The organism is Solibacillus sp. R5-41, from assembly GCF_002736105.1.
Lineage (GTDB): Bacteria > Bacillota > Bacilli > Bacillales_A > Planococcaceae > Solibacillus.
The window spans coordinates 1,201,258-1,223,760 of the sequence record NZ_CP024123.1 but is presented as its reverse complement, the minus strand read 5'-3'; the positions used below and the strand labels follow the sequence as shown (position 1 = coordinate 1,223,760).

General features: G+C 37.6%; 27 protein-coding genes and 1 pseudogene. 11 read left to right on the top strand and 17 right to left on the bottom strand.

The window, feature by feature from the left end; genetic code table 11:
* Positions 1 to 2 precede the first annotated feature (2 nt).
* The 6 genes and pseudogenes from spoIIAB to xerD form a co-directional block, all read right to left on the bottom strand.
* Positions 3 to 443: an anti-sigma F factor gene (gene spoIIAB, locus CSE16_RS05690; protein ID WP_099423009.1), complete on the bottom strand. Its 441-nt coding sequence runs from the start codon at positions 441 to 443 to the stop codon at positions 3 to 5.
* Entirely contained in the window at positions 436 to 789 is a 354-nt protein-coding gene (locus CSE16_RS05685; protein WP_253896176.1) for an anti-sigma factor antagonist, read from the bottom strand. The genes spoIIAB and CSE16_RS05685 overlap by 8 nt, the downstream gene beginning before the upstream one ends.
* A 243-nt stretch (positions 790 to 1,032) precedes the next feature.
* A pseudogene (locus CSE16_RS21240) lies at positions 1,033 to 1,538 on the bottom strand (SulP family inorganic anion transporter); the annotation flags it as partial.
* A 123-nt stretch (positions 1,539 to 1,661) separates the two neighbouring features.
* Positions 1,662 to 2,966, bottom strand: a complete 1,305-nt coding sequence (locus CSE16_RS05670; protein WP_099423006.1) for a pyrimidine-nucleoside phosphorylase — start codon at positions 2,964 to 2,966, stop codon at positions 1,662 to 1,664.
* Positions 2,967 to 2,980: 14 nt separating this feature from the next.
* Entirely contained in the window at positions 2,981 to 4,159 is a 1,179-nt protein-coding gene (gene deoB, locus CSE16_RS05665) for a phosphopentomutase (protein WP_099423005.1), read from the bottom strand.
* A gap of 162 nt (positions 4,160 to 4,321) precedes the next feature.
* Positions 4,322 to 5,224 carry a site-specific tyrosine recombinase XerD gene (xerD, locus tag CSE16_RS05660; protein ID WP_099423004.1) on the bottom strand — a complete coding sequence of 301 codons (903 nt, stop codon included), beginning with the start codon at positions 5,222 to 5,224 and terminating at the stop codon, positions 4,322 to 4,324.
* A 182-nt stretch (positions 5,225 to 5,406) separates the two neighbouring features.
* Here xerD and CSE16_RS05655 point away from each other — a divergent pair, with 182 nt between their 5' ends.
* Entirely contained in the window at positions 5,407 to 5,802 is a 396-nt protein-coding gene (locus tag CSE16_RS05655) for a MerR family transcriptional regulator (RefSeq protein WP_371514635.1), read from the top strand.
* A 36-nt stretch (positions 5,803 to 5,838) separates the two neighbouring features.
* Positions 5,839 to 7,164 (top strand): hemolysin family protein, encoded by a 1,326-nt coding sequence (locus CSE16_RS05650; RefSeq protein ID WP_099423002.1) that lies wholly within the window; start codon positions 5,839 to 5,841, stop codon positions 7,162 to 7,164.
* A gap of 81 nt (positions 7,165 to 7,245) precedes the next feature.
* Here CSE16_RS05650 and CSE16_RS05645 read toward each other — a convergent pair whose 3' ends face one another.
* The 4 genes from CSE16_RS05645 to CSE16_RS05630 all read right to left on the bottom strand — a co-directional run bounded on the left by CSE16_RS05645 (position 7,246) and on the right by CSE16_RS05630 (position 10,704).
* The gene (locus CSE16_RS05645) at positions 7,246 to 8,727 is read right to left on the bottom strand and encodes a GGDEF domain-containing protein (RefSeq protein WP_099423001.1); all 1,482 of its coding nucleotides are present in this window, start codon (positions 8,725 to 8,727) and stop codon (positions 7,246 to 7,248) included.
* 239 nt (positions 8,728 to 8,966) lie between these two features.
* Positions 8,967 to 9,434: a ferric iron uptake transcriptional regulator gene (locus CSE16_RS05640; protein WP_099423000.1), complete on the bottom strand. Its 468-nt coding sequence runs from the start codon at positions 9,432 to 9,434 to the stop codon at positions 8,967 to 8,969.
* Positions 9,435 to 9,497: 63 nt separating this feature from the next.
* Positions 9,498 to 10,007, bottom strand: a complete 510-nt coding sequence (locus CSE16_RS05635) for a hypothetical protein (RefSeq protein WP_099422999.1) — start codon at positions 10,005 to 10,007, stop codon at positions 9,498 to 9,500.
* A 148-nt stretch (positions 10,008 to 10,155) separates the two neighbouring features.
* The gene (locus CSE16_RS05630; RefSeq protein ID WP_099422998.1) at positions 10,156 to 10,704 is read right to left on the bottom strand and encodes an NUDIX domain-containing protein; all 549 of its coding nucleotides are present in this window, start codon (positions 10,702 to 10,704) and stop codon (positions 10,156 to 10,158) included.
* Positions 10,705 to 10,793: 89 nt separating this feature from the next.
* On the opposite strand from CSE16_RS05630, the gene CSE16_RS05625 reads away from it, so the two are divergent.
* Together CSE16_RS05625 and CSE16_RS05620 are read left to right on the top strand one after the other, a co-directional pair.
* Positions 10,794 to 11,684 carry an aldo/keto reductase gene (locus CSE16_RS05625; RefSeq protein WP_099422997.1) on the top strand — a complete coding sequence of 297 codons (891 nt, stop codon included), beginning with the start codon at positions 10,794 to 10,796 and terminating at the stop codon, positions 11,682 to 11,684.
* Positions 11,681 to 12,172: a VanZ family protein gene (locus CSE16_RS05620; RefSeq protein WP_099422996.1), complete on the top strand. Its 492-nt coding sequence runs from the start codon at positions 11,681 to 11,683 to the stop codon at positions 12,170 to 12,172. Before CSE16_RS05625 ends, CSE16_RS05620 begins: the two co-directional genes overlap by 4 nt.
* A 33-nt stretch (positions 12,173 to 12,205) precedes the next feature.
* Here the strand turns inward: CSE16_RS05620 and CSE16_RS05615 are convergent, their stop codons facing one another.
* Positions 12,206 to 12,460: a YqkE family protein gene (locus CSE16_RS05615; protein ID WP_099422995.1), complete on the bottom strand. Its 255-nt coding sequence runs from the start codon at positions 12,458 to 12,460 to the stop codon at positions 12,206 to 12,208.
* Positions 12,461 to 12,482: 22 nt separating this feature from the next.
* Complete coding sequence (locus CSE16_RS05610) at positions 12,483 to 13,664, bottom strand: acetyl-CoA C-acetyltransferase (RefSeq protein WP_099422994.1); 1,182 nt, start codon at positions 13,662 to 13,664, stop codon at positions 12,483 to 12,485.
* Between the two features lie 190 nt (positions 13,665 to 13,854).
* Here CSE16_RS05610 and CSE16_RS05605 point away from each other — a divergent pair, with 190 nt between their 5' ends.
* Positions 13,855 to 14,811, top strand: a complete 957-nt coding sequence (locus tag CSE16_RS05605; protein ID WP_099422993.1) for an alpha/beta hydrolase — start codon at positions 13,855 to 13,857, stop codon at positions 14,809 to 14,811.
* Positions 14,812 to 14,869: 58 nt separating this feature from the next.
* Here the strand turns inward: CSE16_RS05605 and CSE16_RS05600 are convergent, their stop codons facing one another.
* The 5 genes from CSE16_RS05600 to CSE16_RS05580 form a co-directional block, all read right to left on the bottom strand.
* Entirely contained in the window at positions 14,870 to 15,343 is a 474-nt protein-coding gene (locus CSE16_RS05600; RefSeq protein ID WP_099422992.1) for an S-ribosylhomocysteine lyase, read from the bottom strand.
* Between the two features lie 34 nt (positions 15,344 to 15,377).
* Positions 15,378 to 16,118, bottom strand: coding sequence for an amino acid ABC transporter ATP-binding protein (locus CSE16_RS05595; RefSeq protein WP_099422991.1), 741 nt, complete (start codon positions 16,116 to 16,118; stop codon positions 15,378 to 15,380).
* Between the two features lie 17 nt (positions 16,119 to 16,135).
* Positions 16,136 to 16,795, bottom strand: coding sequence for an amino acid ABC transporter permease (locus CSE16_RS05590; protein WP_099422990.1), 660 nt, complete (start codon positions 16,793 to 16,795; stop codon positions 16,136 to 16,138).
* A gap of 179 nt (positions 16,796 to 16,974) precedes the next feature.
* On the bottom strand, positions 16,975 to 17,763 hold the full coding sequence (locus CSE16_RS05585) for a transporter substrate-binding domain-containing protein (RefSeq protein WP_099422989.1): 789 nt from the start codon (positions 17,761 to 17,763) through the stop codon (positions 16,975 to 16,977).
* 167 nt (positions 17,764 to 17,930) lie between these two features.
* Positions 17,931 to 18,149: a YneF family protein gene (locus tag CSE16_RS05580; protein WP_099422988.1), complete on the bottom strand. Its 219-nt coding sequence runs from the start codon at positions 18,147 to 18,149 to the stop codon at positions 17,931 to 17,933.
* 214 nt (positions 18,150 to 18,363) lie between these two features.
* On the opposite strand from CSE16_RS05580, the gene CSE16_RS05575 reads away from it, so the two are divergent.
* The 6 genes from CSE16_RS05575 (at position 18,364) to CSE16_RS05550 (ending at position 22,503) form a co-directional block, all read left to right on the top strand.
* Positions 18,364 to 18,720: a lmo0954 family membrane protein gene (locus tag CSE16_RS05575; protein ID WP_099422987.1), complete on the top strand. Its 357-nt coding sequence runs from the start codon at positions 18,364 to 18,366 to the stop codon at positions 18,718 to 18,720.
* Between the two features lie 13 nt (positions 18,721 to 18,733).
* Positions 18,734 to 19,357 (top strand): PspA/IM30 family protein, encoded by a 624-nt coding sequence (locus tag CSE16_RS05570; protein WP_099422986.1) that lies wholly within the window; start codon positions 18,734 to 18,736, stop codon positions 19,355 to 19,357.
* Between the two features lie 110 nt (positions 19,358 to 19,467).
* On the top strand, positions 19,468 to 20,151 hold the full coding sequence (liaF, locus tag CSE16_RS05565; protein WP_099422985.1) for a cell wall-active antibiotics response protein LiaF: 684 nt from the start codon (positions 19,468 to 19,470) through the stop codon (positions 20,149 to 20,151).
* Positions 20,148 to 21,173: a sensor histidine kinase gene (locus CSE16_RS05560; protein ID WP_099422984.1), complete on the top strand. Its 1,026-nt coding sequence runs from the start codon at positions 20,148 to 20,150 to the stop codon at positions 21,171 to 21,173. Before liaF ends, CSE16_RS05560 begins: the two co-directional genes overlap by 4 nt.
* Complete coding sequence (locus tag CSE16_RS05555) at positions 21,166 to 21,795, top strand: response regulator transcription factor (protein WP_099422983.1); 630 nt, start codon at positions 21,166 to 21,168, stop codon at positions 21,793 to 21,795. Before CSE16_RS05560 ends, CSE16_RS05555 begins: the two co-directional genes overlap by 8 nt.
* Positions 21,796 to 22,254: 459 nt before the next feature.
* On the top strand, positions 22,255 to 22,503 hold the full coding sequence (locus tag CSE16_RS05550) for a FeoA family protein (protein ID WP_099422982.1): 249 nt from the start codon (positions 22,255 to 22,257) through the stop codon (positions 22,501 to 22,503).

Below are 22,503 nucleotides of genomic sequence, written 5' to 3'. Positions count from 1 at the left end.
CGTTACGTAACAAGTGTGCGTGCTGAAGATATTTGTTTCGTAAACGTAATGACGGTTCCCACACCGACACTCGATTCAACTTGCAAAAAATCAGAGAAGCTTTCCATAATCGTAAAGCCCATTCCTGAGCGTTCAATTTCTGGTTTTGTTGTGTAAAGTGGTTCCCTCGCTTGTTCAATGTCCTCAATACCACATCCTTCATCTTTAATTGCAACACTAATTGCTGCTCCATCGCGAATAGCATGGATCGTTATGATGCCATTGGGATTATTCGCGTAGCCATGAATAATTGCATTTGAAACAGCCTCCGAGACAATTGTTTTGCATTCGGATAATTCTTCAATCGTTGGGTCTAATTGCGCAATAAAACTTGTCACGGCAACACGTGCAAGTCCTTCATTTTCGCTGCGTGCTATAAACGTTAGTGTCATTTTGTTATCCATTGACAATCCCCCTTGCCTGTAAAATCACATTTTGCTCCGAGCCTTCCATAATCAAGCCACCTAACCCTGAAAATTGAAATATTTTTTGCATAGTTTCAGATGGATTTAAAATTACCGTTTGCCCATCTACCGCTCGCAACTCACGTATTCTTCCCAACACGAGTCCAATACCTGAACTATCCATAAAGTGCAGTTGCTCTAAATTCCAAATAAGCAACTTCACATTCCCTTGTAAAATTGCTTTGGAAATTTGTGCGCGAACCTTTTCTGTTTGATGATGATCAAGCTCTCCAAATAGTTTAATGACGAGAACTTGATTTGGATGAAGTGTCATATTAAATTTCACAGTATCGCCCTCCTTCTTGTTCGCAAATTCTCTATTTCTTTCTAATTTCCTTTATGACTGACAAAACTAGAATAAATTCGCTAAAAGTAGTGCCTGTGCGACAACTGCTAGTAGTATAGGGATATTCAAGCCATTTTAAACATCATTGCGCATACAAAAAGCCCCGAAACATTGTTCGAGGCTTCAGTGAGGTTATCCAATTACTTCAGCAACTTCTTTGATTTTTGATGTAGTTTCATTTGATATACTAATTTGTGGACAATCATGCGTGTTCGAAACAATACTTGCTTGTAGCTTGCCTTTATTCGAATTTATATCGGATAAAACTTTTGCAACAACGAGCATTTCACTCATGCGCTTGGCAAAAAGAACGACCGCAAGCAATAAACCAATCTGTACAGCAACTGTTAAACTCGTAAATACCGTTAACAAAAAAAGCACCTGCCCAATTAACTCCCGATTACTATGATGCTTGCCTCCTCCATGCCATCCGCAACAACTGCAAACAATAACGATTCAATCCCTCCTAGCAACGCAATGACAAATGCAGGACCGAGAAGTATATAAATTCGTTCCAACGTAATTTCTGGAATTTGAAAGTGAGGTAACGTATTTGGAATCACGCCATATGTCGAACCAATCGGTACGACCTGAACTTGTAAAAATAGCATCGTAATTACAGATGATAGGACAATTTCTACTAATGCTCCTGGAACTTTTGGTAAAAGATGTGGAGTCAATAAAATGAGTACGATCCCTACTTATAAAAGTGAGGGACCTCCCTGAAGCAAATAAAAAAAGCTATTAGCATCCCTATACTTGGAGTGACTAATAGCTTGATTTTTATTTAAGTTAAGTGAATTGACAAACTTCTACTCTGTAATAACCGCTTCAATTAAGTTCGGTGCACTCACTTTGTTGCTTGAAATATGAACATGTTGATAGATTTTCGCCAACACATCATCCACATTTTGTTGATTTGCGTAAATTGTCATGAGGGACTCACCTTGTGTTACGGGATCTCCAATTTTTTTGCGTAAAACAAGTCCCACAGCTAAATCGATTTCAGATTCTTTCGTAGCACGCCCTGCACCTAATAACATTGCTGCTGTCCCGATATCATCCGCTTCAATTTTTGAAATATAGCCCGATTCCTTTGCTGGTACTTCGATTTCAAATTGCGCTTGTGGAAGGCGTGTTGTATCCTCTACGACCGATGCATCGCCATCTTGAGCAGTAATAAATTTCTTTAATACTTCTAACGCCGCTCCGTTTGCAACAACTTCTTCTAGCATTTTTCGCGCTTCATCGATTGTTTTTGCTTTCCCACCTAACACAACCATTTGAGAGCCGAGTGTATAGCATAATTCATTTAAATCTTCGGGACCATTCCCTTTTAACGTATCAATCGCTTCTTTCACTTCTAACGCATTCCCAATCGCGAACCCTAAAGGCTGACTCATATCCGAAATAATCGCCATCGTTTTACGACCGACATTATTACCGATTTTAACCATCGCTTGTGCTAACAGTTTTGAGTCTTCAACTGTTTTCATGAAAGCTCCATCGCCCGTTTTCACATCGAGTACAATCGCATCTGCACCCGCAGCAATTTTTTTCGACATAATTGAACTTGCGATTAATGGGATGCTCGATACTGTACCTGTTACATCACGTAATGCGTAGAGCATTTTATCCGCAGGCGTTAAATTTCCAGATTGACCAATGACCGCCATGCCAATTTCGTTTACTTGTTTCGCAAAGTTGTCATTGGAAAGCTCAACATGGAACCCTTCAATTGCTTCTAGTTTATCAATCGTTCCCCCTGTATGCCCTAGTCCGCGCCCACTCATTTTTGCAACGGGTACGCCAACTGCTGCAACCATAGCGGCTAACGGCAATGTAGTTGTATCGCCCACTCCACCAGTAGAGTGCTTATCCACCTTGATGCCTGCTATTGCAGAAAGGTCAATTTGATCACCTGATTCAACCATCGCCATCGTTAAATCCGCGCGCTCTTGGTCTGTCATATCTTGAAAATAAATTGCCATACATAAAGCACTTGCTTGATAATCCGGAATTAAGCCATCAGTATATCCTTTTACAAAAAAATGGATTTCTTCTTTTGACAGCTCTCCTCCATCACGTTTTTTCTCAATAATATCAACCATTCTCACTTTAATTATCCCCCTTATTTCAGCTCATTTAAAAAGCTTTTCCCAAATTCAGGTGCTGCTATGTTAAAGTTTTCCGCAATTGTCGCTGCAATATCCGCAAATGTTTCGCGCAACGGTAATTGTGAACCCTTTTCAAAACGTGGTGAATAAACAAGTAACGGAACAAATTCTCTCGTATGATCTGTCCCTGTAAATGTTGGGTCATTTCCATGATCTGCTGTAATCATTAATAAATCTTCATCTGACAGTTCTGCCAAAACTTCCGGTAAGCGACGGTCAAATTCTTCAAGTGCCTCACCGTAGCCTAGTGGATCACGACGATGTCCAAAATTGGCGTCGAAATCTACTAAATTTAAGAAGCTTAAGCCATGGAAATCACGCTTTACGACATCTACCATCTTATCCATACCATCTGTATTGTTTTTTGTGCGAATCGATTCTGTCACTCCATCTCCGTTAAAGATGTCTGAAATTTTACCAATGGCAATCACATCAAGACCTGCATCCTTCATTTCCGCCATTGTTGTGCGACCGAATGGTGTTAATGCATAGTCATGACGGTTTGACGTACGTGTAAAGTTGCCTGGTGTTCCAACGAATGGACGCGCAATAATGCGACCAACTAAATATTCAGGATCAAGCGTTAATTCACGTACGATTTCGCAAATTTTATACAATTCTTCAAGTGGAATCACTTCTTCATGTGCAGCAATTTGTAGGACAGGATCCGCAGATGTATAAACAATTAGTGCACCTGTTTCCATATGCTCTTTTGCGAAGTCGTCAATAACTTGTGTACCGCTGTATGGTAAATTACAAATTACTTTGCGACCAGTTGCTTCTTCTATTTTTGCAACTAAAGCTGGTGGAAAGCCTTCTGGGTATACTTTAAATGGTTTATCAATATGTAAACCCATAATTTCCCAGTGCCCCGTCATTGTATCTTTTCCAACTGACGTTTCTTGCATCATGCCATAAAATGCTCGTGGATTTTCTGCTTTTTCAATCCCTTTCAATTCATGAATATTCGACAATCCTAAGTTGGCCATTGTTGGCATTGTTAAGCCGTCCATTTGTTCAGCGATATGACCTAATGTATGTGAACCTACATCTCCAAACATATGTGCATCTGGTGCTTCTCCAATACCTACAGAATCCATTACAATAACGTGAATTTTTTTAAACGGGTTCATAATTACTTTCACTCCTCTTTTATCTACTTTATTTTACAAAATTTTTCTCAACAAATAAAGGTCAGACATCCGATAACGCTGAATTTATCTTCGTTCAGCATAAAACACGCATCAATAGTGGAACTTTGGCTAAGAACACAGTATCCAACATCGTGTTGGCTTCTATGCCCGTGGATGAAATTGCTTATAAACTTCCGATAACCTCGTTTTACTTACATGTGTATAAATTTGTGTTGTTGAAATGTCTGCATGCCCTAATAACTCCTGAACTGCTCGTAAATCCGCTCCGTTTTCAATCAAATGTGTCGCAAAGGAATGCCGTAAAACATGGGGTGTAATCTCTTTTTGAATACCCGCTGTCAAAGCGTGGCCTTTAATAATTTTCCAACAGCCCTGTCTTGTAAAGCGTTTCCCTCTCTGTGTAATAAAAAACGCATCATTTTTTGGTGCGCTCCCTAATAATATGTGTCTCGCTTCGTTTAAATAATCCGTACAGGCATGAATCGCTCCTCTTCCTAAAGGAATAATTCGCTCCTTACCACCTTTACCAAATACACGAACGAAGCCCATCGTAATATGGATGTCCTCTAAATTCAATGCGATTAACTCACTAATCCGCATACCCGAGCCATATAATAATTCTAATAGCGCAATATCACGCACTCCTTGTGGTTTCTCAATTGTTGGAGCGGTAATTAATGCATCTATTTCTTCAATAGATAGCACCTTGGGCAAAGTTTGCTCTTTTTTTGGCATTTCTAAATGAACAGTTGGATCTTGTTCTGCTACTTTTTCACGCAATAAAAATTGATGAAAGGATCGCACCGACGATATTTGTCTTGAAATGGTTTTAGATGATTTCCCAACGGCACGTAAACTATCTAAAAAATTTAAAATATGATGACGTGTGACAATGTTAAAGGAATGAATATCTTGTTCAGCATGTAGATGACGTGCATAAGCAATTAAATCCCTTTTATAGGATTGCAGCGTATTATCTGAAAGCTGGCGTTCTACTTTAATAAAGTGAAGATAATCTTCAATTGGATCTTTTAATGATTGCATACAAATCACTCCCCAAAATTGCTTCTGTCCATATATAGTAACATTTTCTAATCGTTAGACGGTACTAATCCTGACACCTTGATTAATAAAAATCCATAAAATCGTGCGTAAATATTTTACAAAAGACATTCTTTACTTTATCCTTAAAACTATAACGTGACAGTTTGAGGTGATTATTTGGGATCGAGAAACTAAAAATTGGTGAGCTTGCCTCTGCATCAGGGGTAACAAAGCGAACAATTGACTACTATACTAATTTAGGACTGCTTACAGTGGAACGCTCCGCATCAAATTATCGCTACTACGACTGTGCGATGATTGAACGAATTCATTGGATTGAAGCGCAAAAAAAACGAGGGAAATGCCTCGAAGAAATTCATTCCTTATTGGCTCCAGCAACAATGATACATGAGGAAATAGATGTTCAAGACATTCGACTACAAATGCGCAAACTTGAAAAAGATGTCGCTATGCTTATGGAACAATTAGATGACAATGAAAAGCAAAAATTAAAGAAAAAAGTGTCTCCCGAAAGTGTAGCACTTATGCAATCACTATTATTAATTTTAAATAACTAGGAGGTGAACGTTCTACTTCGAGAGTAGAACGTATGTTTGACCACAATTATAAACTTAACGATTTTCACGATGTTAATCGCTTTAACCGCATTTTTCGTAGCGACTGAATTCGCTATTGTAAAGGTGCGTCAATCTCGTATTGATCAGCTCGTTGCTGAAGGTAAAACTGGCTCATTAGCCGCTAAAAATGTAACAACTCATCTGGATGAGTATTTATCAGCCTGCCAATTAGGTATTACGGTAACCGCACTTGGAATCGGTATGGTTGGAGAATCGACTTTTGAATTCATTCTCCACCCATTATTCGACACAATAGGTATTCCAACTGATTATATTCATTGGTTCACAATTGGTGGAGCCTTTTTCTTAGCTACATTTTTCCACGTAGTTGTTGGAGAATTAGCACCAAAAACGATTGCGATTCAAAAAGCAGAGGCTGTAACGCTTTTATTTTCTAAGCCAATTCAGTTTTTCTATAAAATCATGTTCCCATTAATTTGGTTATTAAATGGCTCATCCCGTCTATTATTAAAAGCTTTAGGTATGCAACCTGCAAGCGAACATGAAATTTCTCATACAGAAGAAGAATTACGTTTATTACTTTCAGAGAGCTATAAATCGGGTGAGATTAATATGAACGAATTAAAATATGTGAATAATGTATTTGAATTTGATGATAAAATTGCTCGTGAAATTATGGTACCTCGTACAGATATTGTTGGTTTTGAGATTCACGCATCTTTTGAGGAAGTATTAACACAAATTTCAGAGGAACGTTATACACGTTACCCTGTTTATGATGGCGACCGTGATAATATTTTAGGTTTCTTAAATATTAAAGATTTTTTAACACTCGGTATGAATAATCGCATTCAACCTGAAACCTTTATGTTAACTGATTTTATTAACCCTGTTATTCGGACAATTGAAACGACGCCAATTCAAAATTTACTACAAATTATGCAAAAGAAACGCATTCATATTGCGATTCTTTTAGATGAATACGGCGGTACAAGTGGTATGGTGACAGTTGAGGATATTTTAGAAGAGCTTGTCGGTGAAATTCGCGATGAATTTGATGATGATGAAATTCCGGAAATCCGCAAAGTTGAGGAGGACCATTACATTGTCTCTTCAAAAGCTTTATTGGATGACATCTCCAAACTTTTACAACTTGAATTAGAAGATCCTAATATTGACACAATCGGTGGTTGGTATTTTTCTAATATGCAAGACTTAAACATTGAAGATTCTTACATTCATGAAGGCTATGAATTTAAAATAAGAGAAATCGATGGTCACCAAATTCAATATTTAGAAATTAAAAAATTAGTTGCAATGGAAGTTACAGAAAAAGCGTAACAATTTTGCCCCTCTTCCACTTACAGTTGAATTCAAAAATGTCATCTCGCCCGTATTGCGGTAAGATGACATTTTTATTTACTACTTATTTGAAATGAATGAATATTGATCTTTTCCCATATTTTTTGATTGGTAAAGCGCTTTATCTCCGCGCATGAAAATATTCACTTCCGTTTCCTGAGGGTTTTCTTGAATTGTCCCACCAATACTTACAGATAACAATTTCCATATGGAATGTTCTTGTTGTTTCTTTCGGACACTTGTTAATACATCATTCGCTATATTATGTAGCTCCTGGTCATTCGCATCCTCCAAAACAATGGCAAACTCATCCCCACCAAACCGCACAACAGAACCTTTTTTACCGATAGCATTCCGCAAAATATCCGCCATCTGCTTGAGCACTTCATCACCTTCTAAATGCCCATATTGATCGTTTACTTGTTTAAAGTTGTCCAAATCAATTAATAATAAACCGATGTGCTTCATATTTTTCTTCTGGATTAATCGTTCGATATACTTTAAATAGGAAGAGCGATTATATACCCCTGTTAATTGGTCAAACGTTGCTAAACGAATCGTCTCCGTTAATATTTTCAAAATAATAACTAATAGTATGCCTGCTGTGACAATGCCTACTCCTAACAACATCCAAAACTGCTGTGTATTCTTATATAAAAGCTGCAATTCTGTGCAATTGCTATATTGCACATAGATAATCCTTTTCGTTGAATCCCCCTGCTCGTTTACCACATGATACGGAATAAAACGGTGTGTATCCATTTTTCCATTTTTTAAATTAATTATCACTTCCGCTGGTTGGTCGGTTTCAGTTACTTTTTGATACACTTCCTTTAACTCTGTACTTAACTCATCAATCGTTTTAATATCATCTCTCGTTTGTAAGAAGAATCCTTCTTCACTAATAATTTCAATACTATGTAAATCTTCGTATTCCACAATTAAACTATCTGCTGTATCAAAATAATTAAAGGTTTTAAAAATAGGGGAACCTTGCAATTCACCCCCTAACTCTAATATGTATTGTTTGTCTTTCGTAGGTAAAAAACTAAATTTCCACAAATCCTTCGTCACTTCTGCATTTTCTATACCGTCTGTATAAAATTCATCCCACTGTCTTCTTTTATCTAAAAACGCAGCAAACCTTGCACAGCATTCGGATAAATCGAGTCCGACACTCGGTTCATTCGTCGATACGACAATTTTATTTTGTGAATCAATTATGTAAAGTTGCATCCCTGTACGGTCATTTATTTCTTGAACATCCCATGAATAAATATCCGGGTTTGATTCATAATAGTTTTGTAAAAAAAGTAACTCGTTTTTCATTTGCTCAAAATATGTTCGATTAAAATAAAAATGTGCATTATCAACCATTTGCATATCCGACAATATATGATTTTCGATTAGCGCACGGCTTTCATCCTGGCGCTGCTTAATATCCTGTACTAATAGATGCCTATTTGCTAGTGTAATAACACATACGATAATAATCGTAAATATTAATAAACTGAGAAGTAATTTTGCCAATAATTTTTGCATAAAAAAACACCATACCTTATACTTATCTCGTAAATTTTACTATTAAACAAAGGAAATAACTTATAATTCCTCGATACCATTACTTTTACACTATATGATAAATAATACTATTATACTATTCATCAAATAGTAATTCCAATAAATTATCATTTTGGTAATATGCACTTCTTCTAAAAAAAGCAAAAAAAAATTGAACAGCCCCTCAGCTGTCCAATTTTCCAAATCATATTCAATCATTATTAGGCATTACTGTCTCCAACATTTTCTTCTTTATCATGACAACGCCAGCAAATGCCGTGGAACGTTAATCGATGGTCTTTAATAATGAAGTTCCAACGCTTCTCCACAATGACTTCTACGTCTTCCAATAAATCTTCTTGAATTTCGTCTACTGCGCCACATTCGATACAAACTAAATGATGGTGGAAATGTTTTGCACCTTCTTGACGCAAATCATATCGAGATACGCCATCACCAAAATTAATTTTATCCACGATTTTCAATTCTGTTAATAGCTCCAGTGTGCGATAAACTGTTGCTAAACCAATTTCAGGTGCCTTTTCTTTTACTAATAAGTAAACATCTTCAGCACTTAAATGGTCTTCCTCATGCTCTAATAAAACTGCTACGGTTGCTTCTCGCTGTGGCGTCAGCTTATAGCTCGCACTATGCAGTTGTTTTTTAATTCGATCAATACGGCTCTCCATGCGACGCCCTCCTAAACTCACTTCATTATACCAAATGAGTAAATCTGATTACAAGATAATGATTTACTTAAATAAATATGATATCACAAAATTTTCTCCAATAAATACAACATTCATTAAAATGAGCACCGCCACAACTTTTTTCCATGGAACAGCCCCTCTTATCGGTCGTCCAGAACGGTTTATTTGTCCACTTTTATATAGCGCGATCAATAAAAGACAATATAAAAATTGAAAAGGAAACCACCAAAGTGCATATAGTTTAATAGAATGGTGCTGAACAAGTAAAAAAACCGAGCTAAATCCTAAAAAGGTTACCTTAATCGCAATAATAATTGGGGCAATCATCGTTAAAAATTTATGTGTAGAAAATAATAATACCGTGATAATCGCTAATAAAAAAGGAATTATACTCCAAATAAACGTCGGTTTGTCCACCGAAAGTAATCGGCGGTCCCCCCATTCAATAATTTGGGTTACTTGCTGTATGTCAAACAGTTGATAGCAAGCTACCCCGCTAATAAAGCTTAGGACAATCATTGTTGCGTACTGAACATAGATCATTTTGCGCATGTTGGACTCCCCCTTGTCCATACAATCTATGCTTGTCTACTGCTCATATGCTAATAAATTTTAACTTCTATATTTTCACTTTAGAGATTAGCTTATTGTAAAAAAGGAGCGAATTATAATTCAACTACAAGGCCGATTCAGGTTGCAACTATACTGAGGCATTATTGATCTTCATCCATAACACCGCGAAAACGGTCTTTGCGTCGAAAATTTGCTGATTGTTAACCATCTGTTCCGCCTCTTCCACCGAAACTTCCATTAATTCTACAAATTCATCCTCATCTAATTGCGCAGCCGTTTGCATTTTTGTTAAATAACGCGCTACAAAAACATGAATAATCTCATCTGCAAACCCAGGGGAAGTTGAAAAAGATTGTAAATATTGAAGTGAATCTGTCGTATAGCCCGTTTCTTCCTCTAACTCACGACGTGCTGTAACGATCGGTTCTTCATCTTTTTCTATTTTTCCAGCAGGAATTTCAATAATCGAACGTTCAAGTGCTTTACGAAATTGTTCGACAAGTAGAATTTTGTTGTCTTCTGTAATAGCAATGATAGCAACCGCACCAGGATGATTAATAATTTCACGTTTACTTGTCGCACCATTTGGTAATATGACATCATCTACTTTTAACGAAATGACTTTTCCATCAAAAATTTTCTCTGATTGTATTGTTTTCTCTTCGAATTTTTTCATCATTAGGCCCCCACTTGTTTTGCATCTTATTTTCATTGTACCATTAGTATATACTTTTCTATCATACTGAAGATTGGAGGAAATTAAACATGAAAAAAAGAATTTTAGGCACTAGTCCTATTGAGGTTTCTGAAATTAGCCTAGGCTGTATGTCATTGCCTCCAAATAAGGCCTTAGCAGCGAACGTCATTGCTGCCGCTCTTGATTATGGCATTAATTATTTTGATACAGCCGATTTATATGATCGTGGTGTTAATGAAGAAATTGTCGGAGCACTCGTGAAGAAAAATCGACACGACATCATTTTAGCAACGAAAGGAGGAAATCGCTGGGAAGAGGGCAAAGAAGGCTGGCACTGGGACGCTTCACCTGCCTATTTGAAACAAGCCGTAAAAGACAGTCTTCGTCGACTGCAAACGGATTATATCGATGTTTATCAACTACATGGTGGAACAATCGATGACAATTGGGAGGAAATTATCGACACATTTAACCAACTAAAAAAGGAAGGGCTCATTCGCGAATATGGGATTTCATCAATCCGCCCTAATGTTTTCATTCCCTTTTTAAAAGATAGTGCCGCCATTAGTAACATGATGCAACTAAATATTTTAGATCAACGAGCAAGCGAATATTTCACGTCCATTCAACAGTCTGGTGCTTCTGTTGTGACACGGGGTTCGATTGCAAAAGGCTTGCTTACAAATGACTGGCGTAATCGTCTGCAATCCTATATGGGGTATGAAAAAGAACACGTGCATGAAATCATAAAAAAGATTGAGCACCACTATGAAGATGTTCATGCAGCGGCTCTTGCGTTTAATTTGCAATATGAAACAATTGCTTCCACTGTCATTGGAGCGCGAACGATGGAACAGCTTCAGCAAAATTTGACAGCGTATCAAAAAGCGCAACAAATCGATTCGATTTCTACTTTACTTGAATGGATAGAGCCGGAGCGTTATACAGAACACCGATGAAAAAAGCTATTATACTCACGATTGCTGCGCTTATCATCGTTATTTACGCCTCCAATATGACCTATCAGCAACAAACGATTGTACCCGAACTCCGCACACTATTAAAAGACAAACCATTAGAAGGCGCTTTAAGTTCGCTTGAAATACCTTATTGGGGAACGATTATTTCAATTGAATCAAGAGGCTATTTTTACTTTATTGAATTTTTAATTCGCAAGGCAACACATTTTATTGGTTATGGCATGCTTACAGTCATTTTTTATTTCTTATTTTTAAAACTAAGATGGCGGCTTCCAAGTATTTTAGCATTTGTAACTATTTTTATTATCGCTTGTTTAGATGAGTATCGTCAAAGTCAAATCCCTGGGCGAACAGGAATTTTCGATGATGTGCTTATTGATGCTGCAGGTGCTATCTTCTTTTTACTATTAGTCAAAAGTATTGTTTCCATTAAACGAGTTATCACAAAAAAAGCTGCGCACAGTTAAAATGCTCAGCTTTTTTTAATTTCCTTTATGAAATTAAAATTTCGAACCTTTATTACCGTATTGATCTAACAGCTCTTCAAAACTCATATTTTTCTCGCGTTGCTTGCGTTCAAATGCAGCTTTTGCGATACGCTCTTCTTCTTGAACCTTTTCTTCCGCAAGCATATCTTTTTTGGCTGCCTTCAATTTCGCCAGCACATCACCACCTAACTGATCAGCTAATGTTGCCGCCTTTTCTTTCGGTAGCTCAAATCCATTGTTCGTTTGTTGTTGTTTTTTCCTTGCCATCTTTTATTCACCTACAATTTTATTAGCGTTGGACGATTGTTGCGACACCTTGCCCGCCTCCGATGCATAAAGTAGCAAGACCAAGCTTTGCATCCTGCTTTTGCATCTCATGTAAAAGCGTGACTAAAATACGTGCGCCACTCGCTCCAATTGGATGTCCGAGTGCAATCGCGCCACCATTTACATTTAGTTTATCATGATTGAAGGCAAGTTCGCGATCAACTGCTATCGCTTGTGCAGCAAACGCTTCATTTGCTTCAATTAAATCCATCTGTTCTAACGTTAAATTTGATTTTGACAACGCCTTTTTCACAGCTTGAACCGGTCCTACCCCCATAATGGACGGATCAACACCTGCACTCGCATTGGCTAAAATTGTGGCCATTGGCGTCAAACCAAGCTCAAGTGCACGCTTTTTTGACATAACAATTACAGCTGCCGCGCCATCATTAATTCCCGATGCATTGCCAGCTGTAACCGAACCTTCTTTTTTAAAAGCCGGTCGTAACGTACTTAGTTTTTCCGTTGTCGAATTTGGCTTCACATATTCATCTTGTGCAAAAACAATGTGCTCCCCTTTTCGTTGCGGAATTTCAACTGGCACAATTTCATCTGAAAATTTGCCTGCTGCAATGGCCGCTGCGGCACGTGCTTGTGAGCGTGCAGAAAAGTCATCTTGCTCTTCTCTTGTAATTTGATGTAAATCGCATAAATTTTCAGCCGTAACGCCCATATGGTAGTCATTAAATGCACACCATAAGCCATCTTTAATCATTGTGTCAACAACCTTTTGGTCACCCATTCGGAAACCTTCACGTGCATTTTGTAAAACATATGGTGCTTGGCTCATATTTTCAAAGCCGCCCGCAATAATAATATCTGCATCCCCAACTGCAATTGCTTGAGCCGCTAAATGCACCGCTTTTAAACCTGAACCACATACTTTATTAATAGTCATTGCCGACACTTCATTCGGTAAGCCTGCATGTATGCTCGCTTGACGTGCTGAATTTTGTCCCAAACCTGCTGCTAACACATTCCCCATAATTACTTCATCTACTAAATTAGGATCTAAGTTAATTCGTTGTAGAGCCTCTTTCATTACAATCCCACCTAAAACCGGCGCTGCAATATCTTTTAACGTTCCTTGAAATGCACCAATTGCTGTACGTACTGCACTTACAATTACGACTTCTTGTGACACAAATTTTCCCCCTTTGCTTGTCAGTTCCCTTTGTTAAGCGAATGTTTAAAATTCATCCGTCAGCATAATTTTAACAAACATTCCGAATATTTTCGAGATAGGTTTATTTTTTCTACTTAAATAATTTGTGTTTTCTGTTGTATTATAGTGTTTCAAATAGGAAATTACTAAAACAAGTGAGGTGCGAACGATGAAAAAGAAATTTATGTTAGCTTCTAGTATCGCGACAACTTTTTTAGCTACCGCAACGGCTGTTTCAGGAATTATGCTAACAAACCGATTAATGTATATTAAACCTAAAGATGCAGCCTTCATCTATGATCGTGAAGTGAAAGCAAAAAGATTTGACGAAGCATGGTTTAATGGCTGTTTAAAAGAAGAATTAACAATCCAATCCCCGAACGATTACACAATAAAAGGGATTTTTCTAAAGCCCCTAACGACAAAAAATACGATGATTATTTGCCATGGCGTGACCGAAAGTAAAATGAATTCGATTAAATATGCACGCATGTACGAAAGACTAGGCTTTAACACGGTCGTTTATGATCATCGCCGCCACGGAGATTCTGGGGGTAAAACGACTAGTTATGGTCATTATGAAAAATATGATCTACAAGCGATTGTGCAAGCGGTAAAGGCTATTATCGGTGAGAATGCATTGTTAGGCATTCACGGCGAATCCATGGGCGCTGCAACGACTTTGCTCTATGCAGGTACGGTCGAGGATAATGCATCTTTTTATATTTCGGATTGCGCATTTTCAGATTTCCGTGAATTACTTGCGCGCATTATCAAAAATTCCATATCCATCGATTTTAAGTTTGCCATCCATTTTACTAATATTTTTATTCGACTGCGTGAAGGCTATTCGTTTGATCATGTAAATCCTAAGTTGGCTGTAAAAAATATAAGGAAACCTACGTTATTTATTCATAGTGAGCCCGATGATTTTATCCCGTCTACTATGACGGAACAGCTTTTTGATGCGAAGCCGGATGCAAAAATGTTAAAAATATTTAAGGACGGCGCTCACGCACAATCGTTCAATGTATCGCCATTTGAATACGAGCAAGTAATCACTAAGTTTTTACAAGATTTCGTCGGAAATTATTGGAATAACCTAGAGGGAGATCCGTTAGTATAAAAATAAAAGGAATGGAAATCCACTGTTTGTGATTTTCCATTCCTTTTTATTTAGCCGATTATTCCACTTTAAATATTATATGCCATTCATTCCGTTTTTCTAAAAATTCTTGCGCTAATGCTTGTGCACCTTCTAAACTATGACTCGCAGCCCATCCACATTGCACTTCATTACATGCAGGTACAGCAGTTGCAGCGAGTACATCTTGTGCAGTCTTCTCTAATATAGTTAAAATGCCTTCATAATCATCATAGTTTAAAAATGAAACGTAAAAGCCTGTTTGACAACCCATTGGCGAAAGATCCACGACAGCGTCAGAATGATTGCGGATACGGTCTGCCATTAAATGTTCTAATGAATGGAGAGCCGGCATTTCCATATGCGCCTTATTTGGTTGTTTAATGCGAATATCATACTTTGTTACAACATCCCCGTGCTGACCTTGCTTCGTACCTGCCAGACGTACATACGGTGCGACCACTTTCGTATGGTCTAAATCAAAGCTTTCTACATTTGTTTTTTCTGTTGCCATTGTTTGTTCCTCCTTTAAATTCCGTTAAAATTAATTAAATGAATTGCATTGATTGAATAAATGATTTGATGCGAATATTGTCATTTTGCTCGAAAAAGTGGGCAGTCGCACCATCAAAAACAATTTCGCCATGTTCTAAAAATAAAATTCGGTCCGCTACTTCGCGTGCAAAATTTAAATTATGCGTCACGATTATCATGGACTTTTCTTCTTCTGAAAGATCCTTTAACACTTTCAACACTTCGCCTTCTAATTCTGGGTCTAGTGCACTTGTCGGTTCATCAAATAGTAAAAACTTCGGCTCCATCGCCAAAGCCCGCGCAATTGCGACTCGTTGCTGTTGCCCGCCTGACAATTTCGAAGGATAGCTGTCCATTTTATGGCTAAGGCCTACTTTTGCCAGTAATAATTGACCTTTCGTCACAGCGTTTACCCTTTGTTCTTTTAGAACAGTTACCGGTCCTTCAATGACATTTTCAAGCACTTTCATATGTGGAAATAGATTAAAACTTTGGAACACCATCGCTGTGCGTTGACGAATTGCCAATGTATCCTTTTTCTCTACAGGTTTTGTTAAATCAATCATAATGTCATCTATAGAAATCGTACCTTTTTCTGGCTTTTCTAACAAGTTAATACATCTAAGAAGGGTGGACTTCCCAGAGCCAGAAGGACCTAAAATAACCGTTGTTTCACCTTTATTAAGGGTCAAATTAATATTTTTCAACGCTTCTTGCTGCCCAAAATATTTAGTTACTTGCTGAAACTTTACGATACGAAGCCACTCCTTTCTTATACATATTTAGACGCATATTTTTCAAGCCTACCTTGTAAAAACATCAAAAAACTTATAAAAATTAAATAAATAACTGCACACAGCGAATAAATAAGTAAAGGCTCATATGTACGTGCTGTGATTTGTTGTCCGATCATAAACATATCCGCTAGCGTAATGCTGGCAACAAGCGACGTCCCTTTTACTAAATCAATAAAGTCATTCGTAATAGGTGGCAATGAAATGCGAATGGTTTGTGGCGCAATTACACGACGCAATACTTGCCAATACGTCATCCCTAGTGATTCAGCTGCTTCCCATTGCCCTTTTGGAATCGCTAAAATTGAAGCACGAATCGATTCCGATGCATATGCACCTGTGTTTAAAGAAAATGTAATAATCGCGGCCGTCCATGCATCCAGTGTTATTCCTGCTTTTGGAAATCCAAAGAATACGATAAATAGTTGCACAAGCACTGGCGTTCCACGGAAAATCCATACATAAATTCCGAAAATACCACGCAAAACTTTATAATTTGAAATGCGGGCTAGCGCCGTCAAAACCGCAACTACTAAGGCAATCGCAAAAGCAACGAGTGAAAGCGGAATCGTCACAATTAGTCCCGCTTTCAAAATCGGCCAAATAGAGTCAAGTGCTATTTGCATTTCCCTACTCATTGATTACCACTTCCTTTCTTTCAATTATGCTTCGGCTTAATTGCGTTAGGTTTTAGAATTGTGCTCGCACAGGATGTTTGCCTATGTCCGTCGCATCCATGTGACAACGGCTAACTGACCTGCATCGTGCAGGCCTCCTTTCAAAATCGTTGACATCCACCACGACGACTCCATCGTTATTAGTCATTCGAAATAATATTTTCTCCAAAGTACTTTTCTGAGATGGCCGCAAATGTGCCATCTTCCGTTCGATTTTGAATGATTTCATTTAACTTTTTTCGGAATTGTTCGTTGTCTTTATTTAAAATTAATGCAATATTAGATGAACTTGTTGAGCCCTCTACAATTTTTAACTTTGCATCTGACTGTTCTTGTAAATACGTTAAAAACGTCACGCGGTCATGAATCGTCCCGTCTGCACGCCCTTGTAGGACTAATTCAATCGAACTTGTTAAATCGGTTGCCGGAACAATCTCTGCTCCTAATGCCTCCGCATCTTTCGCAAAATTACTCGTGATCGTTTGGGCTGCCTTTTTTCCATCTAAATCTTCAATTTTAGTAATATCTGATTTGTCTTTGTTTACAGCAAGTACGGCTACAGATTCCATGTATGGAATCGAAAAATCATATTTTTCTTTCCGTTCATCTGTAATCGAAACATTATTAATTACAAAATCATATTTATCTGTATCTAAACCAGCAATTAGTGAATCCCACTTTGTTTCAATGAATTCTGCCTTCACACCCAAATCTTCCGCAATTTGAGCAGCAATTTCATATTCAAACCCAGTTAAATCACCTGCTTCGTTATGGTAGCTAAACGGTGGAAATGTTCCCTCTAAGCCGATTTGAATTACACCATCATCTTCAATTTCCTTCAATTTATTTATGCTCGTTGCCTCGTCCTCCCCTCCACACGCCGCTAGTGCCAATGTCGCTAGTGCAAGTGCTGCAAACATTTTTTTCATTGTTGTTTCCTCCCAACTTTAAAACCTAGTTATTTGATAAGTTTTATATTATTACAAAGAATATTGAAAATCAATACTATTTTTAGAAACTTTTATAAATTCAGAACATTTAAAAGAACATAAAAAAACTACCCTTGTAAATTTCTACAAAGATAGTTTCAACTTCATTATTTATCTTGGAACTTGTTCATTTGTGACATCATTTGACGTACTTGCTTTTCAGAAGGTTTACGTCCCATTTGTGCCATCATCATACGAATCATTTGTTCATTAATTGGTGGATTTTCTTTTAAATACTTCATCATATATTGACGAGCAGCGTAGAAACCAATTGCTACACCTGCGATTAATGCTACTACAATACCTAAAATCCATGCCCATGTCATAACTTCCAACCTCCTCCACTACCAATATACCGAGAAAAACTCTCCAAGATGGATTATACACTAAAAAGATAGGCGTTTCTATATATTAATTTAAGACAAATCAGACTTAGTTGCCCTCCGCCTCTAGACCTAGTCAAAAATACAGTTACAGGTCGTTATCGAAAACTTATACACGCGATAAGATAGAAATATCTTAAACGAGGAGGAACAAAACATGAAAAAACTATTCGTATACACAGCAGGTTTCTTTGCAGCACTTGTTGCACTTGTCTTACTTGCACCCGTCGCAGGACTTTTAGTTTCCGGCTTATTATTAGCGGCTGGTTTACATTATTACACAGAAAGCACATCGACTTTCGGAAAAGTAATGAGCCTAGTTTTAGCACTTGCTGGATTAATTAGCGCATTATCGAACATTCCAGGATTTATCGGATTAGTTGCAATCGCGATTCTTTATTACATTTACAAATCACGTAAAAATGAAAAAGTAGAAATTTTTTCAACAACAGAAAAGAAAGAAGAAGATCCTTTCACAAACTTCGAACGTGAATGGGCAAAATTAAACAACTAAGGAGCGGATGAAGATGAAAAACTTATTAGTAAAATTAAAATATTCAATCCAAGCAGATTTACACGATTTATTTGATAAAAAGGTTGAAAAAAATCCTCTGTCCATGTTAAATCAGTATATCCGAGAAGCTGAAAAACAAACGGAGCAAACAGGCAAACTTTTAACGCGTCAAGCACAGCTGAAAAAAGAGTTAGAAGCTCAGCTCATTCAAACAGGTGAAATGCTTGAAAAACGCGAAAAACAACTAGCACTTGCTATAACTACAGAAGAAGCGGCATTAATCGCCTTTGCAAATGATGAGGTTGCCGCTTATGGCACACGAAAACAAGCCTTACTAGCAAGCATGGAAGCAGCAAATGAAGAATATTTTGCACTAGAACGCAAGTTTGAAACTATGAAGCATAAAATTAAAGATATGAAAGTTCGTCAACTCCAATTAATGGGGAAAGAAAATGTTGTACGTGCACATCACCAAATGGACAAAGTATTAACGGAAAATAAGGCTGAAAACTTCGATGAATTATCTACTTACATCGACGACTTAGCACAAAATATCGACCGAAAATATGAAGTCACAACGTTTGAAGCACGTTTAGCACAATTAGAAAAAGAGCAAAAATTAATCGAGCTTTCTTAAAAAATAAACTCTTGATTTTGAATGCTGTTGAATGAAGATCAATGTTATACTGCTATAAGGAGAAAGTCCTCGTACTTTCTCCATTTTGCACGTTAAAAGGAGGTTAGCCCATGTCTAAAATTTCATCTGATCAAATTGCGGTTATTGCCATCAGTTTTGCGTTAGTTATTTTAGTTGAATTGACACTATTTAATAATGGCAGCGTCTTTTTATTTATTGCTGGTTTGGCACTCGTTGTCTTTAGCTTCAAAAAGGAAAAGAAAAAACAAATCACTCTTTGGCTAGGTATTATTTTATTATTTTTTGCCATTATCACTTTATGGACACTTCGACTTCTAATAATTGGAGTTCTCGTTTTTGTCCTATATAAATATTTAACGAAAAAAGAGGAACAAATTGAAATTTTTAAGCATCCGCTAAATGAGCAGCTTCAGCAAAATAAGTTAATTGGGACTACCGCCGCTGAAACGGAAGCATTCCAATGGCGTGACATTCAAATTCAACGTTTTATTGGTGATATTACTTTAGATGTGACGCAAACCATTTTACCTCCTGGGAAATCTATTATTTCGATTCAACAATCTTTAGGTAAAGTTCGTGTCATTGTCCCTTATGAAGTGACCGTTAAACTCCATTACTCCACACTTTACGGAGAAGCGACTTGTTTTGATTATCATCCAAAACGCCTTATCAATGAGCAACTATCCTTTGACAATGGCGATAAGGATGCAAAACGGGTACTTGTCATTTATGTTACTTCTTGGATTGGTGATGTGGAGGTGCAACGCGGATGATTGCATTTATTAGCAGAATGTTCACGTTATTCATCACTTTTTCTATCATGCTATTTATGCTATTGTTGTCCATTTTAGGCGAACCTATAGAAGAAAATTGGCGTTTTTTATGGGATGCTACTTCCAATCAAGTGCCCATTATTGCCATTATGCTTACCCTATTATTAGCACTTAGTTTCGTTATTTCGACTTGGATGGGCATCTCCTTAATTTTGAAAGAAAATAAGACAACCCGCTTCGTCAAAAAAATTGCGGAACCCAATTTTTCTGAAAGTATAAAAAAAACAAGTGGCCCACTAAAAAAGGCATTGCGCGATGCCAATGATTTGATTGAAACCCAACGTGCTTCATTACAACGTTTAGCAACGGAAAAAGTGCAAACAAATGATGCGATTGTGCAAGAACGCCTTCTTGCCGAACGTCAACGACTTGCACGTGAGCTTCATGATTCGGTCTCTCAACAACTATTTGCGGCCTCGATGCTACTCTCTGCATTAACGGAACAAGAGCAAGATGCACAGTCACAAAAACGGCTCGGCCAAGTTGAAAAAGTTGTCCAACAGGCACAGCTTGAAATGCGCGCCCTTCTCTTACATCTTCGCCCTGTTGCATTGCACAATAAAACGTTAGCAGAAGGACTCGAGGATTTAATATTAGAACTACAGGAAAAAGTGTATTTCAATATTGACTATCAAATCGAAGAAATCGCTTTGTCAAAAACTGAGGAAGACCATCTTTTTCGCATCGCACAGGAAGCCCTATCGAACACGCTTCGTCATGCTAAAGCAAATGAAGTCGAGTTATTATTAATTGCACGCGATCAATTAGCCATTTTACGAATTCAGGATAATGGCTTAGGCTTTGATATAGATGAAGATAAAACCTCTTCATATGGCTTACGTAATATCGCTGAGCGTGCTGTGGAAATCGGCTGTACGTATAAAATTGTCTCCGTGCCGAATGAAGGAACCATCGTAGAAGTGAAAGTACCTTTAATAAGGGAGGAACCAAAAAATGATTAAGGTTGTCATAGCGGATGATCATGAAATGGTGCGAATTGGTGTTTCTTCTTATCTATCTGCACAACCTGATATTGAAGTGATAGGAGAAGCAACAAACGGCCAAGAAGCGGTCGAAAAAGTGCTCGAATTACGTCCAGATTTAGTGCTAATGGACAATGTGATGCCGATAAAAAACGGTGCACAGGCTACAGCTGAAATTTTACAGCAATGGCCGGAAGCAAAAGTAATGATGGTCACAAGTTTTATTGATGATGATAAGCTTTACCCAGCGCTAGAAGCAGGCGCTGTGAGCTATATTTTAAAAACGTCGAATGCCCGTCAAATTGCTGATGCCATTCGTAAAACAATGACAGGCGAGACCGTATTAGAGCCAGAAGCAACAACAAAAGTGATGGCTCGAATGCGTAATACAAATGCCGCGCTCCACGACCAGCTAACAGAACGCGAAATGGAAGTCCTTCTATGTATGGCTGCCGGCAAAGCCAATCAAGAAATTGCCGAACAATTATTTATTGCATTAAAAACAGTTAAGACACATGTTAGTAATATTTTAAGTAAATTAGAAGTACAGGATCGCACACAAGCTGTCGTCTACGCATTTCAAAATGGCCTTGTAAAATAAAGAATAGTAGAAGGCATCAACTCACGCAAAAAAAGTACGGGTTGATGCCATTTTTTATTTGAATCTGCTTGAAAACCCTTTATTTGTAGTGGTAGTAGAATTGTTTGGCATGAGATAGACATAGTCATCTTATTGCTCGAAAAGCAACAACAAGACGTTATAAAAATCCAACAATACAACTGTTGAGATGTTAAAAAACACATAATTTTAGATTGTTAATTTTTGTCGTTAGGGGTTATTAATTCAACTTTAATTCTGTCCGGTTCTTCAAAATATGCCGCGTAAATTTCTAGTTATTATGGCCCAATGGGTGCCTAGCAAGTAACTACTTGCCACCTTTCTTCAATCCTAAGCATATATTGGGGCTGAAGAAGTTTTTTATTTATTTCTTAATGGGATTGCTGTATAATAAAAGTTGCTCAAGGGAAACATTTTTATACAACCGAAAAAAAGAGGGAGATGACCAAGTTGAAGAATTCGATTACATTGCTTGACCTTTCGCCAGGCGAGAAAATGAACATAACATCCTTAGAATTAGAAAACGTAATGAGACGAAGATTACTTGATTTGGGTTTTGTACCGGGGTTTATTGTAGAAATGATACAATACAGCCCTCTCGGAGATCCACTTGCTTTTCGAGTAAGTGGAACAATAATTGCCCTACGTAAAGAGGAGTGTGTGAAAATCCTCGGGGAGAGAGTGGGCTAA